Annotated in this window: 12 protein-coding genes; 10 read left to right on the top strand and 2 right to left on the bottom strand. The window is 59.7% G+C overall.

Going from position 1 to position 13,618, the window contains the following annotated elements:
- Window positions 1-2: 2 nt before the first annotated feature.
- The 6 genes from Q0K10_RS06055 to Q0K10_RS06030 are packed head-to-tail and all read left to right on the top strand — an operon-like array spanning window position 3 to window position 4,759.
- Entirely contained in the window at window positions 3-1,121 is a 1,119-nt protein-coding gene (locus tag Q0K10_RS06055; protein ID WP_294504578.1) for a hypothetical protein, read from the top strand.
- Window positions 1,122-1,163: 42 nt separating this feature from the next.
- Window positions 1,164-1,859 (top strand): tetratricopeptide repeat protein, encoded by a 696-nt coding sequence (locus Q0K10_RS06050; protein WP_294504576.1) that lies wholly within the window; start codon window positions 1,164-1,166, stop codon window positions 1,857-1,859.
- A gap of 12 nt (window positions 1,860-1,871) precedes the next feature.
- On the top strand, window positions 1,872-2,645 hold the full coding sequence (locus tag Q0K10_RS06045) for an RNA methyltransferase (protein ID WP_294504574.1): 774 nt from the start codon (window positions 1,872-1,874) through the stop codon (window positions 2,643-2,645).
- A gap of 5 nt (window positions 2,646-2,650) precedes the next feature.
- Window positions 2,651-3,787 carry an MraY family glycosyltransferase gene (locus Q0K10_RS06040; RefSeq protein ID WP_294504572.1) on the top strand — a complete coding sequence of 379 codons (1,137 nt, stop codon included), beginning with the start codon at window positions 2,651-2,653 and terminating at the stop codon, window positions 3,785-3,787.
- Window positions 3,784-4,278: a dCMP deaminase family protein gene (locus Q0K10_RS06035; protein WP_294504570.1), complete on the top strand. Its 495-nt coding sequence runs from the start codon at window positions 3,784-3,786 to the stop codon at window positions 4,276-4,278. The genes Q0K10_RS06040 and Q0K10_RS06035 overlap by 4 nt, the downstream gene beginning before the upstream one ends.
- A complete protein-coding gene (locus Q0K10_RS06030; RefSeq protein WP_294504568.1) occupies window positions 4,271-4,759 on the top strand; it encodes an adenylyltransferase/cytidyltransferase family protein in 489 nt (162 codons plus the stop codon). The genes Q0K10_RS06035 and Q0K10_RS06030 overlap by 8 nt, the downstream gene beginning before the upstream one ends.
- A gap of 189 nt (window positions 4,760-4,948) precedes the next feature.
- On the opposite strand, the gene Q0K10_RS06025 is transcribed toward Q0K10_RS06030, so the two are convergent.
- A complete protein-coding gene (locus tag Q0K10_RS06025) occupies window positions 4,949-5,713 on the bottom strand; it encodes a sugar phosphate isomerase/epimerase (RefSeq protein ID WP_294504565.1) in 765 nt (254 codons plus the stop codon).
- A 243-nt stretch (window positions 5,714-5,956) separates the two neighbouring features.
- On the opposite strand from Q0K10_RS06025, the gene Q0K10_RS06020 reads away from it, so the two are divergent.
- The 3 genes from Q0K10_RS06020 to Q0K10_RS06010 are packed head-to-tail and all read left to right on the top strand — an operon-like array spanning window position 5,957 to window position 11,250.
- Entirely contained in the window at window positions 5,957-7,060 is a 1,104-nt protein-coding gene (locus tag Q0K10_RS06020) for a LacI family DNA-binding transcriptional regulator (RefSeq protein ID WP_294504561.1), read from the top strand.
- Window positions 7,061-7,095: 35 nt separating this feature from the next.
- A complete protein-coding gene (locus tag Q0K10_RS06015) occupies window positions 7,096-7,833 on the top strand; it encodes a type II secretion system protein (protein ID WP_294504558.1) in 738 nt (245 codons plus the stop codon).
- Between the two features lie 3 nt (window positions 7,834-7,836).
- Window positions 7,837-11,250 carry a sugar-binding protein gene (locus tag Q0K10_RS06010; RefSeq protein WP_294504556.1) on the top strand — a complete coding sequence of 1,138 codons (3,414 nt, stop codon included), beginning with the start codon at window positions 7,837-7,839 and terminating at the stop codon, window positions 11,248-11,250.
- 20 nt (window positions 11,251-11,270) lie between these two features.
- Here the strand turns inward: Q0K10_RS06010 and Q0K10_RS06005 are convergent, their stop codons facing one another.
- A complete protein-coding gene (locus Q0K10_RS06005) occupies window positions 11,271-12,071 on the bottom strand; it encodes an AraC family transcriptional regulator (RefSeq protein ID WP_294504554.1) in 801 nt (266 codons plus the stop codon).
- A gap of 303 nt (window positions 12,072-12,374) precedes the next feature.
- Between Q0K10_RS06005 and Q0K10_RS06000 the strand changes: the two genes are divergently transcribed.
- Window positions 12,375-13,618, top strand: a 1,244-nt coding sequence (locus Q0K10_RS06000; protein WP_294504551.1) for a beta-L-arabinofuranosidase domain-containing protein, incomplete at its 3' end; no start/stop codon positions are given.

Below are 13,618 nucleotides of genomic sequence, written 5' to 3'. Positions count from 1 at the left end.
TCATGGCAAAAGAATTGACCCGGGACACCTATCTGTCCAAACATGTCGGCGACTTCCCCGCGGAAGTCACAATCGGCGGACGCACCTACGTGAAAGTGGACGATCTCCGCTACGGAACCAACCCCCATCAGGCCGCCTGCTACTACAAACCCGCCGGCGAAATCTGCGCGATCGGAGACATGGAGATCCTGAAAAACGGCAAGAGCGGTCTCTCGCAGACGAATCTTGAGGACATCTCCTACGCGCTCAACATCGTGAAGTTCTTCGACCGCACCGCCTGCGCGGTGATGAAACATGTGAACCCCTCCGGCGCCGCGGTCGGACTGCCCGGCGAAAGCATGAAATCGGTCTACCTCAAGGCGCGCGACGCCGACGCCCGCGCCGCCTTCGGCAGCGTGATCGCGTTCAATTCCGAGGTCGACGCCGATACCGCGCGCGAAATCATGGGTACATTCGTCGAATGCGTCGTCGCCCCCTCCTATGCGCCCGGCGTGCTCGAAATCTTCAATGACGGCGAAACCTACAAGCTCAACCGGCACATCCGGATCATCCGCTGCGGCGCGCTCTCTTCGCTGCCGCGCTTTGTCGGCGAGGCGAAAGAGATTCACAACACCTTCAAGGTTCTCGCCGACGGCTCGCTCGTGATGGCGCAGCCGCTGCTCACCTCGCTGCACGGCATCGAGGATCTGGTTCCGGCCGAAGCGGAAAACAAGCGCTGCGGGCACCAGAAGTCAACCGTCGAGGCGACCGAACAGCAGAAGCTCGACCTCCTCGCCGCCTGGTATGTCAACCTCAGCGTCCGTTCGAACGGCGTGGTCATCATGAAAGACGGCCAGACGCTCTCGGTCGGCACCGGTGAACAGGACCGGGTCGGCGCAATCGAACAGGCGATCGCAAAATTCAACCAGAAATACACCGGCAGCGGCACGCTGAAGGATTCAGTCATGTCCAGCGACGGCTTCTTCCCGTTCGAGGACGGCGTCGAAACCGCCGCGAAAGCCGGTGTGACCGCGATCATCGCCCCCTCCGGCTCGCTGCGCGACGCGGACGTCATCAAGCGCGCGAACGAACTCGGCGTTGCGCTCTACCACGCGCCCGAGCGCATCTTCTCGCACCATTGATGAGCAACGATTGAGACAATTCAACGATAAGGAATCGAACGTATGGCGAAGAAACAAATCGACAGGAAAGCGCTGAACGCGGAAATCTCCAAAGCCATGATGAACGACTTTGAGCGGATCGGCCAGGGATTCGTCGACAACTGGAAACCGCTCACGCTCGTGGTCGTGGGAATCGCACTGCTCGTGGCCGTGATCTGCTGGGCCGCGGAACATCAGAAGAGCTCGGAACTCAAGGCGCAGGAAGCCATCTCGGGAGCGGCGGACATCGCCGCCCTGACCAAGGCGCTCGAAACCTACGGCGACACCTCCGCCGCCCCGGCGGGACGTTACCGGCTCGCACAGCTCTGCATCAAGGAGAAGAAGTACGATGAGGCGCTCAAGCAGCTTGAGCTGGCCGAAGGCGGAGAGGACCCCTTCCTCAACGGGACTGTCGCGCTCGCCCGGGGGTATGTCCTCGAACTCTCCGGCAAACCCGCCGAAGCGGCCGGGGCATTTGCCGAAGTGAGCGGGAATGCGACCTTCCCGGCGGCGATGCGGGCCGAAGCGCGGTTCGCCGCCGGCCGGCTCTTCGTCGCCCAGAACGATCTGGCCCGGGCCAGAGCGCTTCTGGAGCAGGCCCCGTCAGACGGTTCGACGCAGGGTGTTGCGAGCAGCTGGGACGAATCCTCGGCGGCTCTGCTGCGGGCGATCGAATCGGGGGAATACGGTGCTGTTCCCGCCGAACCGAAGGCGCTGTAAGGCGGATTTCGCATGAATTCGAACGGGCTGACGCGCAAGCATGAGTCGCTGATCCGTTCGCTCTACACCCGGCACGGACGCCGCAAGGCAAAGTGCTGCGTCTGCGAAGGGGTGAGAGCGGCGCGGGAACTTTATACGCTCCGCCCGGAGCTGGTTCGCTTTACGGTCGCGACGGAGGCGGGATGCAAAGCGGTCGCAATTCCCGGAGAACGGTTCCTCGTCGGCGAGGAGAAGATGCGGGAACTCTCGGGAACGGTCAATTCGCAGGGAATTCTCGCCGTCGCCGCGATTCCGGAAGAGCCTCCGGCGCATGTGCGCCCGGCGGATCCGTTTCTCTTCGCGATCGACCAGCTCGGAGATCCCGGAAACTTCGGCACGATCTGCCGGACGCTGCGGGCCGCGGGCCTCTCGGAACTCTGGTATACGAAAGGCTCGATCGATCCCTTCGGGGACAAGGCGGTTCGTTCGGCGCTCGGCGCGCAATTCGCGTTGAAGCTGCGTTCGTTCGAAACACTTGCCGCGCTGAGCGATGCGGCGAAACATTTCGGCTATACCGAAACCTGGCTCACGGATCCGCACGATGGAGAAAGCTGCTTCACCGCGCCGAACCTCTACGACCGCAGTGTGATCGTGATCGGAGGCGAAGCGAACGGCGTGACGCCGCTCGAAGGAGCCCGGCACGTCATGATCCCGATGCCCGGCAACTACGAGTCGCTGAACGCGGCGCAGGCGGCGACCATCTTTCTCTTTGAATATGTCCGGCGCAGCGAGTGCAGGAAGGGGTGAATCTCATGTCGGTCTGGAATCAAATCTATCTCTTCGCGTTTCTGGCGGGGGCGGTTTCGACACTGCTGGCGACACCGTTCTTCGGCTGGCTTGCGCGGAAATTCAATTTCATGGACGTGCCGCAGGCCAACCACAAGGGACACGGCCGCGCCACGCCGCTGCTTGGAGGGGCGGCGATCTTCACGGGGTGGTTCATCTGCATCGCGGGTGCGGTCGGAATGACGATGTGGGGAGGCATAGCCGTGCTGTTCGACGAAATCGCGGGACATCTGCCGGGGCTGGAAGCGTCGCTTCCGAAACTCGGATTTCTGATTCTCGGCGGATTTCTCGCGGTTCTGCTCGGGCTTGTGGACGACAAATATGCGCTCTCGGCCGGAAGCAAGTTCGGCGGACAGTTCCTCATCGCGCTCATCGCGGTCGGACTCGGCGGGGTGCGGGTCAATATCTTCTTCACGAATCCGGTTCTGGTCTGGGGGGCGTCGATCTTCTGGATCATGCTGCTCATGAATTCGATCAACTTCTTCGACAACATGGACGGGCTCGCGGTCGGAACCGTGACCATCGCAATGGGATTCTTCACGGTCATCGCGGCGCTGAACGGACAGTTCTTCATCACGGCGCTCGCAGCTCTGACCTGCGGAGTCTGTGCGGGATTCTGGTTCTACAACACCTCGCCGGCGACGATCTTCATGGGGGATTCGGGCAGCCATTTTCTCGGTTACATGGCCGCGGTGATCTCGGCGGAAGTGACCTGGTTCGGAATCGATTTCTCGCTTTCGCGCTTCCCGATCCTGATGCCGCTGTTCATCCTCGCGCTGCCGCTCTTCGACACCGGCATGGTCGTGCTGATCCGCACGTTGAAGGGGAAACCGTTCTGGATCGGCGATCACAACCACATTTCGCACCGGTTCGTCCGTATGGGACTCTCGCGGCGGCAGGCGGTGCTGCTCGTTCATCTGATGGCGCTCTGCATCGGACTCGGGATTCTGCCGGTGTTCTGGGGGGATTTCCGCACTGCGGCGATTCTGGTCGCGCAGGCGTTTCTGTTTCTGCTGGTCATCACCATTCTGCAGTTCGCGCTCTCCGGCCGGCAGGATACCCGCGAAATACCGCAAACAGAACCAAAGGAAAAGCAGCAATGAGTACGAGAAAGCGGCCTGGCTGGGATCAATATTTCATGGACATCGCGCATGTGGCGGCAAGCCGCAGCAACTGTTCGCGGCGGCAGGTTGCGGCCGTGCTGGTGCGGGACTGCCGGATCATCTCGACCGGCTACAACGGCACACCGCGCGGCGTGCGGAACTGCTCGGACGGAGGCTGTCCGCGCTGCAATTCGGACGCCCCCTCCGGGACGAATCTCACGCAGTGCCTCTGCAGCCACGCCGAGGAGAATGCGATCGTGCAGGCCGCCTACCACGGCATCGCGGTCAAGGGGGCGACACTCTACACGACCTACAGCCCGTGCCTGCTCTGCGCGAAGATGATCATCAACGCGGGAATCTGCGAAGTGGTCTACCACACGCGCTACTCGATCGACGACGTTTCGCTTGCACTGCTGCACGAGGCGGGCGTCATCGTCCGGGCGCTTGAGGAGTCGGAAGAATCCCGCCGGGAGGAGCGGAATCATGAATAAGAATCCCGCAGACGGCGTCATGACTCTCGAACAGGCGAAGAAGTGGCGCGAAACCCTGCGCTCACAGGGGAAGAAACTCGTCATCACCAACGGCTGTTTCGACATCATGCACCGTGGTCACGCCGCGTATCTGTACGAGAGCCGTTCGCTCGGCGACGCTCTGCTCGTACTGGTGAACTCCGACGCGAGCGTGAGCCGGTTGAAGGGACCCGAACGGCCGGTCGTGGATCAGTACAGTCGCTGTTACATGCTCTGCGCGCTTGCAAGCGTCGATGCCGCAGTGGTCTTCGATGGCGAACGGTGCGACCGCGAACTGCGCGAACTGGCCGCGGACCTCTATGTGAAAGGCGGCGATTACACGCTTGAGAAGCTCGACCCGACCGAACGGGCGGCGCTCGAAGAGGCCGGGACGGAGATCCGGTTCAAACCGTTTGTTCCGGGATTTTCGACGACCACCATCATCGAGAAGATCCGGCGCTGACCACTTCATCCCGTGCCCGGAGCGGCCTTCCACGTTCGAAGACCCCGGGAACCATGGAGCCGGGGGTTCCCGAGGAACTCCGGCTGAAATGCCCTGCGGCAGAGACGCCCGGCGCCTCCCCCCCGCAGAGCAGTCGAGAGAAGATTCGTGTCGCGCCGGATGATCTGCCGGCTCCCGCTGTTTCCGGGATTATTTCACGAAGTTTTTCACGAGATAACGGAAGCTGTCCGCGAGCGACTCGAAAGGATCCTTCAGGCAGACATCCTGTTCGACGATGAAGTATTCGACGCCGGCAGCCTCCCCTTCGGCGATGATCGACTTCCAGTCGAGATTGCCCGAACCGATCGGGAACATCGCACGCTGGCGCTCGTGGATGCCGTAATCCTTCAGATGCAGCAGCGGCATGCGTCCGGAGAGTTTGCGCACCCAGCAGGAAGGATTCTGGCCGCCGGCCTGCACCCAGAAGGTATCGATTTCGCCCTGAAGCGCGGGGGCGTTGTCATAAAAGAGGTCGAGAATCAGCGCTCCGTCCTCCATGCGCATGAATTCGATGTCGTGGTTGTGGTAGCAGAGCACTTTCCCGGCGGCGGCCAGTTTTTCGGCGGAAGCGTTGATCCTGTGCGCGAGGTCGACCGCCTCCGCGCGCGTCGCCGGAATGATGTGCGGCCATGGATAAGCCGTATATTTGCAGTTCAGTTTGTCGAGCCGCTCGATGACCCGCTCCGGCTCTTCGACGATCATCTGTCCGCCCTCGTGGGTTGCGCAGATGTCAAGCCCGAGGTCCGCGCAGATGGCGGCCAGTTTCTCTTCCGCGATCGGTCCCATGCCGGAAATTTGAACGGCATCGTAACCGATCGCTTTGACTTTCTTCAGGGATTCAGCGATTTCAGGTTCGGTTTTCAGAAAATCCCGGAGGGTGTAGAGCTGAGCGGCGATCTGCTGTTTTTTCATCATAAAACTCCTGTGTTAGAGAATGACCCGCTTCGTTCAATATACCTCCCCCCCGTCACGATTTCAAGCCCGCCCCCCACGCCGGAATGAAAGAAAAAAGCGTTTCGGGTCAAAGGCTCCTCCGGCGGCAGGAAAAATCAAATTTTTCCGGAAAAATAGTTGACATTGGCGCAGCTTTGTGGTATAATATGTGTAGACCAATTCAATAAAAAATAGCAAAATCTTTGATTCAAGCGGTTTTGATCGATGTCAAAAAGCGAACACCTGAAGCTGCAATTGCTCGAACAGATCCGGGTCAGCGCGCCGGGGACGCGGCTGCCGACGGAACGGGAGCTGAGCGAAAAGTATGGATTTTCGCGCAGTACGGTCAACAAAGTGATCGTGGAACTGGAGCGGGAATCGTATGTGCGGCGGCGAATCGGCAGCGGGACCTACGTCATGCCGCGCGACACGGAGATCCGGTATGCGGACGGCGAAACCGGGAGGACCGGTCGTTTTCAAGGAGAAATCATCATCGTTTACCCGAATTTTTTCGGGTCCATCCTCTGGGAGATGGTCGATCAGGCGGAAGAGCTTGCGTCGAAGCACAACATCCGGCTGACTCCGGTGAAACTGCGGCCGAAAAGCGATTACTCGATTCTGTTTTCCATGGCGGAGCGCTCGACCGAACTGCTCGGGGTCATTGTCATTCCCCCGGGGGAAGGTGTGCCGTGCAGCGTTTATCACCAGCTGCTGCAATATGCGCGGCGGGTCGTGGCTGCGGATCAGTTCACCGATTGCCGGATGCCGGGGCTTTACGGCGTCTGCGGCGACCAGTTCCGGCAGGGATTTCTGCTGATGAATGAGCTTTTGGAAAACGGCCATCGCGAAATCGGTTATGTGGCAAACGAACCGTTCACTCCAAGCCGCAAGGAGTTTCTGAACGGCGTCAAGCAGGCGCTGTACGATCGCAGATTGCGCTGGAAGAACATCCGGAAGTCTCCCATGGTGAACGCCTCCTGGCAGAGTTCTCTCGATGCCGGGTACTATGGAACGCTGCCACTGCTGCAGGAGCATCCGGAAGTGACGGCCATTTTTTACGATACGTGTCCCGGCGCGCAGGCAGGCCTTGCGGCATTGAACGAGCTGGGGAGGCGATGTCCCGATGAGATTTCCGTCATCGCGACATCCTGTTTCTGTGGAAGTGAAAATTATACGATACCGGCACTCACAACGGTCTCCTATCCGGCACGTGTACTGATGGACCGGGCGTTTGAGATCATCCTGATGCCGGAGAAAAAATTTCCGGAACGGTCTCTGACTCCTCCGGAACTGCATCGTCGAGCCAGTGTCAGAAATCTGATGCTGTAAAATTTTTCAACTCTTCAACAAGAAGGAGGAAAATCATGAAGAAACGGATGAGATATTTCACATTGATTGAACTGCTGGTGGTAATTGCGATCATCGCCATTCTCGCATCGATGCTGCTGCCCGCGTTGAACCGGGCCAGATACGCCGGTCAATCAACCGCCTGCATCAACAATCTCAAACAGCTCGGCACGGGGCTGGCGATGTATGAGAACGGGGATTACTTTCCGCCGCGCACCAATGGCAGTACCGATGAATCCCAGCCATGGTCATGGGACGAGATTCTCGTGCAGATCATGGGAGGAGACGGCAGCCACGGCGCCCGTTTCCGGACGGTCGCCCCGATTCTGACCTGTCCGACCGATAAAAATCCGATCGCGGGAAGCAAGAAAACCCGGGTCAGCTACACCTTCAACTACGGGCTCGGCACCAACGGAACCGCCATCTACAAATCCGGTCAGGACATTCCACGCGAACGGGCGATCCGCCTGGACAAAATCAGCAACTCCAACCCCTCCAAATATGGGAGGAACACGCCGAACATGGTTCTGCTTTCCGACCGCATCATTCTCGGCGGCAACGAATACAGTCAGCAGAACGGGACGAATACCGCCCCCTGGTGGGAGTTCAAGCCGGAATACGGGCACGACGGTCAGGGGGGAGAGCGGAACGGGCTCTGCATCGGTCTGCATGTCAAAAAATACAACAGTCAGGTATTTTTCGATCCTGACAACAACCAGCTGCTCCAGGAACATTACTCCTGGTATGTCGACTGAATCATGAGAAAACCGTACACATTCTTCACGGGGCTGACACTGGCGCTGGCCTCTGCTCTTTCCGGCGCGCAGGAGATGGACAACTCATTTCTCCGTGCCGGCGGAAGTTACCTGTACAAAGGAGAAACGCGAGGCCAAAGTCTGGAATTCACAACCGCTCCCGACGGGAAACCCGCAACCCGACTCGGCTGGGATTTCAGCCGCTTCAAGTTTGCGGAGGTGAATTTGCGCAAGCCGCTCCAAATCACCTCGTTTCAGGAGCTGGAACTCGCGCTCGATTACAGTTCCAGCGGCAGACGGCAGCTTGACAGCTGCGGATTCCGGATCGCCGACGCCTCCGGCGAGGTGTTCCAGTGGAGCTGCCCGGCCGGAGACGATCTCCCCGGCTGGAAAACCATCCGCTGCCGCCTCACGCCGCGCAACTTCAACAGTTGCTGGGGAGGCGACGGGAACAAGACGATCGATTTCCCCGCACGGCTCATCGGATTTGGAGCGGGGTTCTGCCGGGAGAGTTCCGGTCCGGTCTGGTTCGGCGCACTTCGTTTCCGCTTTCCGGAGGAAAAGAAGAAGATTCCGGTGCTCGAATACTCCTGGAACTTCGATGAAAAAGCGGAGTTCTGGAAAAGCTGGGGAGCCGGCAGACTCGAAAAACAGACGGTCTCGGCTGACCGGAACGGCGAAATTTTTCTGAACGAGCGAATGTTCGCCATCCGCCCGGCGGAGGAGTGCCGGGAACTGCGTCTGAGCTGTACGCTTCAAAACGGGAACGCCACGGTGGCAGTGCGCGTCCGCGACGGCGCCGGGAAGTCGCAGCTGCTCACGGCGCTCCCCCTTGTTTCCGGCCGGAACCGCCTGTCGTTTCCGCTTGCCGGGCTTGCCTCGCCCGTAAGAATCGAGCAACTCCGGATCGACAACCGCGGCGGCTCGCTCCGGCTCGAACTCGAAACGCTCGAATTATGGACGGAGAAAGAAACCGCCGCCGCACTCTCCGCAGCGGTGGATACAGGCCATCCGCTTCATCTGCTGTTGCCGGGGAAGAGCCGCACCGCGGTACTCGTGCTGACCAACCGGGCGGAGAGGCCGCTCACACTCAAGGGAAAGTTCACGCTTTCCGACTACTTCGGAGAATGCGCCCAGTTCGAACGGGACATCGCTCTGCCCGCCGGAAAATCAATGCGCATTCCTGTTGACACGACTCCATTTCCGCGCGACGGAATCTACTACGTCGACTATCGCTTTGTCAATCCGGATGAGAACTCTTCGGAAGGAGTTTCCGGGCGGATCAGCTTCGCCCGCATGACCCCCGCCGGACCGACTCCGGGACGAGCGCAGGGATTTCTTTTCGGAATCTGCACGCATACCGAACGCTGGGGAATCCGTGACCGGGAACTTGAGGTGCTCGCCTGTGCGCTCGCAGGCGCGAAGGTGATCCGTTCCTCGCCCGGCTGGGAGATCGTCCAGCCGAAAAAAGGCGCGTGGGATTACACGCTCTACGACCGCATGGTGGAACAATACGCCGCTTCCGGGATGGAGCTTCAGGCCGGATTCGGGCTTTGCAACCAGTGGGGCAAAGCCGCCGACGCAAAGATGCGTGACGGCTCGCCCGACCGGTTGAACAACGGTCGCTCCATGCCTGATCTTGAACTCTGGCGCTTGTACGTCCGCAACACGGTGAGCCGCTATCGCGGGAAAATCCGTTTCTGGGAGGTCTGGAACGAACCGGATCTCACACACTTCGCCAACTTCGGCGTGGAAGATTATGCGCGGCTGCTCGCGGCCTCGGCCGAAGAGATCCGCAGAGCCGATCCGGAAGCGCGCATGATGAACGGCGGTTTTGCGGGGCTCACCGCTCCGGCCCAGGTCGAGTATCAACGCCGTTTTCTCGAACTCGCCCGGGGAACATTCGACGTGCACGCATTTCATCAGCACGGAGAATTCGGCGTGTTCCGGCAGGTGATCGACGAATTGTTTCTGCCGCAGCGGCGCGAGACCGGCACGGCCGTTCCCTGGTTTGCAAACGAAACCGCCATGCATTCGCTCGGGGGACGGGAACAGCTTCAGGCCGAATCGCTCTTCAAAAAACTGATCTTCGCCCGGGCGCGCGGCGCGATCGGCTACACCTGGTACGATCTGCGCAACGACGGCTTCAGCGTGACCGATGCGGAGCACAATTACGGCATGGTCACAAACGACTTCTATCCGAAAGCGGTCTATCCGGCCTTCGCGGCACTGGTGAACCTCTACCGGGATGCGGATTTCGATCGTGAACTGCCGCTCGGGACGGGGGAATTCGCGTTTCTGTTCCGGAAAAAAGGAGAACTTATCCTCGGAGCCTGGCGGGAAGTCTCCGCCGACGACGCCACCGGCGGCCTTTACGCGGGGACGACCGACGGAACCCGCGTCCGCCGGGTCGACATCATGGGCAATTCGACCGATGTGCCTCTGGAAAACGGTCGTTTTCTCTTTCAGCCCGGCCGAATTCCGGAGAGCCTCGTTGTGGAGGGCGGCAGCCGTCTCGCATTCCATCCGGTGCTGAACATCGCCACAATCGGCCCCGTTGCGGAAGGAAGGCCGGCTACGCTGGAGTTCGAATTGCCGGACGACTCCATTCCGATGCTGAAGTGCGAACTCGCCGCGGAAAAGCCGTTTCAGATCCGGGAAAAGAAATTCCTCCTGAAAGCCGTCCCCGGCAGCCGGACGAAAATCCGCAAAACCCTGACCGTCGGCAGCGGACTCGGTACGGAAATGCGGCAACTCCCGCTTCGGATCGCGATTCCGGGAGGAGGCGAAGCCGAAATTTTGATTCCGGTCTATCCGGCGTGGAAACTCTCGCGCGCGTTGTCGCCGGAGAATCCCGATTTCGTGCTCAACCGCCGCGGACAGGTTGTGAGCGTCTACGACAAAGTACCGGGACACTCCATCTGGGAAGGCCCGGAAGATCTGAGTGCGCGCATCAGCTGTGGAATCGAACAGGACGAACTGGTCGTCCGGGCCGAAGTGACCGATGACATTCACCGCCAGAACGACTCCGGTTCCGAAATCTGGCGCGGCGACAGCTTGCAGCTCTTTTTCCAGCTGCCCGGTCAGAAGGGGGAGTGGGAACTCGGAAACGCGTTGACTTCCGCAGGCGGAGAACACTGGGTGTGGAGAGCGCCGGAAGGATTCACGGCCGCAGCCGCGCGCTCCGCGATCCGGTCGAAGGCCGGCCGTGTCGGATCCGTCACGACCTGTGAAATCCACATCCCGTTCAAAGCCATCGGATTGACCCCGCAGATGCTGTGGGAGGGATTCCGATTCAATCTGCTCGTGAACGACAGTGATGTTCCCGGCGACGAGCGGGAAGGATGGATCCGGCTCGCTCCCGGTGTCGGTGACGAGCGCAACACGCTGCGTTATCCGGTCGTGTTCTTCGAATGAGTCGGAAAACGATCCGGATTTCAGGCCGTATTCACGTGCCCGAGAGAATGAGCCGCGCGGTACTCCGCCGGGGAGAGTCCGAACTCCCGGCGGAACCGCCGCCGGAAATAGGCCGGATCGTTGAATCCCGACTCGAATGCGATCTCCTTCACGCTGAGTTTTCCCTGAGAGAGCAGACGGCAGGCGTAGCGCAACCGCGCAAGATTGATCTCCTCCGTCACGGTGTGTCCCCAACTGCGATGACAGACCCGGTTCAGGTAATCCGGATTGCAGTGAAGCGCCTCTCCGAGAACCGCGGTCGAAAGCGACTCCTCGAAATGAAGGATGATGTACTCCTTCGCCCGGCTCGCCAGCTCTGAAGCGACACAATCGTCTGCTTCGGCGGCAGGAGAAATCCGTTCCGCTTCCGCCAGCAGCAGTTCGGCCAGCAGATCCGCCGAACAGCCGGAGCCGACCTCGCGCAGTTCGGAGAGCAGCAGCTGAAAATACTCCCCCATCCGTTCCGGGCGAACCACCGCCCGACAGGTGTCCATCGCCTCCAGCCGCGCCTTCCGTTCGACGCCGCGCGGCAGAAAATGACACCAGAAGAAAACCAGATCGTTCCCGTAGGCGGACAATCCACCATGCCGCAGTCCCGGGTGCAGCAGCAGAAAACTCCCGGCCGGAACGGCATAATTTCTTTCCGCTTCAAACATCTCAAGCGTTCCGGATTGCACGAAAATCAACTCGTAACTGTCGATAATCCGGGTTATGTGCCTCCCCCTCCCACGTGAAACAAAACGCCCGGCATGAATGAGTTCAACTAGTTCCATCTTTTTCATGAAGTCGGAATTGTCTCCTTTTTCATCTAATTTATCACTCTCGCCGCAAAAAGCAAATTGAGGTATAATATTTCGCAATCAAGAGAAACTCCTTTCACCAAGAGGTGGCCGACGTTGAAAAACTATTTTCCGCTGATCCTCGCACACACCACGTTCATTGTCCTTCTCTCTTCCGGTTGCGGAAATCTGAAAGACGAACGGGCGGATTCCATAACACGGAAACAGGCTGCGGCCGTACAACGTCCTTCAGAAAAAAACATCACTCCCGCTCAGAACATCCATTTCGAGGAAAGGAATTTCTCCATGAGATCAGCATTTTTTCCGGTGGAGCCGACTGCCGTGCACTTGAACGATCCGGTCTTCTCGCAGCGGATCGAAAGCTGCCGCAAATTCACGATTCCCGCTGCAGTCGCAAAATGCAGGGAGAGTGGCAGATTCGACTCATTCCGCCTCGCCTGGAAACCCGGAATGCCGAATTGTCCACATATGTTCTGGGACGCCCACGTCGCGAAGGTGCTTGAAGGCATGGCGCTCGCACTCGCGCAGAATCCGGAGGACAAAAAGCTCGCCGCTGAACTCGACGGATACGTCGACCTCGTCATCTCCGCTCAGCAACCGGACGGCTATCTGAATGCCTACGGAACCCAGGTCGAACCCGATCGGCGCTGGAAGAATGTCTTCGACCGGCATGAACTCTTCTGCGCGGGGCACATGATGGAAGCCGCCGTCGCCCACTTCCGCGCGACCGGGAATCGGAAGTTCCTCGACACGCTCTGCCGCTACGCCGACTACATCGCGACGGTCTTCGGAACCGAACCGGGCAAACTCCACGGCTATCCCGGACACGAGGAGATCGAACTTGCGCTGTGCAAACTCGCCGACGCGACCGGAGAACAGAAGTATCTCGACCTTGCGGAATATTTCATCGACGAACGCGGCAGAAAACCCAACTTCTTCCTCGAAGAGGCCAAACGACGCAATGTACCTCTCTCGGAAGCCGATCTGGAGAACCGTCAGGCTCATCTTCCGGTCCGCGAGCAGAAGGATGCGGTCGGCCACGCGGTCCGAGCACTCTACCTCTACATCGGCATGGCCGACGTTGCCATGCGCACGGGCGACGAGACTCTGCTCGACGCCTGTCGCACACTCTTCGACAGCGTTACGAAAAAAAGAATGTACCTGATCGGCGGCTGCGGATCGACCGCCATCGGCGAGGCGTTCACCGTCGACTACGACCTGCCGAATCAAACCGCATATGCAGAGAGCTGCGCCTCGATGGCGTTCGCGCAGTTCGCGCGCCGCATGGCCGACGCGACCGGAGAGGCACGGTACGCCGACGCGATGGAACAGTCGCTCTACAACGGCTGCCTCTCGGGTATTTCCCTCTCGGGAGATCGTTTCTTCTATGCTAATACGCTCACAGTGGATGATACGAATTATGATCGGGAAACAGTTACCCGCGAGCGTCGACCGTGGTTCGACTGCTCCTGCTGCCCGACGAGTTACTGCCGCTTCCTGCCGCAGCTCGCCGGCTTCGCCTGGTCGCA

The organism is uncultured Victivallis sp. (assembly GCF_944391105.1).
Lineage (GTDB): Bacteria > Verrucomicrobiota > Lentisphaeria > Victivallales > Victivallaceae > Victivallis.
Note: the sequence above shows the minus strand (reverse complement) of the source record. Positions and strands in the feature narration are given on the sequence as shown.

Excerpts from the sequence above, each read along its gene's own strand:
- Q0K10_RS06015 (WP_294504558.1), top strand. The coding sequence starts at position 7,096 with ATGAAGAAACGGATGAGATATTTCACATTGATTGAACTGCTGGTGGTA.
- Q0K10_RS06010 (WP_294504556.1), top strand. The coding sequence starts at position 7,837 with ATGAGAAAACCGTACACATTCTTCACGGGGCTGACACTGGCGCTGGCC.
- Q0K10_RS06050 (WP_294504576.1), top strand. The coding sequence starts at position 1,164 with ATGGCGAAGAAACAAATCGACAGGAAAGCGCTGAACGCGGAAATCTCC.
- Q0K10_RS06035 (WP_294504570.1), top strand. The coding sequence starts at position 3,784 with ATGAGTACGAGAAAGCGGCCTGGCTGGGATCAATATTTCATGGACATC.
- Q0K10_RS06005 (WP_294504554.1), bottom strand. The coding sequence starts at position 12,071 with ATGAAAAAGATGGAACTAGTTGAACTCATTCATGCCGGGCGTTTTGTT.
- Q0K10_RS06055 (WP_294504578.1), top strand. The coding sequence starts at position 3 with ATGGCAAAAGAATTGACCCGGGACACCTATCTGTCCAAACATGTCGGC.
- Q0K10_RS06045 (WP_294504574.1), top strand. The coding sequence starts at position 1,872 with ATGAATTCGAACGGGCTGACGCGCAAGCATGAGTCGCTGATCCGTTCG.
- Q0K10_RS06040 (WP_294504572.1), top strand. The coding sequence starts at position 2,651 with ATGTCGGTCTGGAATCAAATCTATCTCTTCGCGTTTCTGGCGGGGGCG.
- Q0K10_RS06020 (WP_294504561.1), top strand. The coding sequence starts at position 5,957 with ATGTCAAAAAGCGAACACCTGAAGCTGCAATTGCTCGAACAGATCCGG.
- Q0K10_RS06025 (WP_294504565.1), bottom strand. The coding sequence starts at position 5,713 with ATGATGAAAAAACAGCAGATCGCCGCTCAGCTCTACACCCTCCGGGAT.
- Q0K10_RS06030 (WP_294504568.1), top strand. The coding sequence starts at position 4,271 with ATGAATAAGAATCCCGCAGACGGCGTCATGACTCTCGAACAGGCGAAG.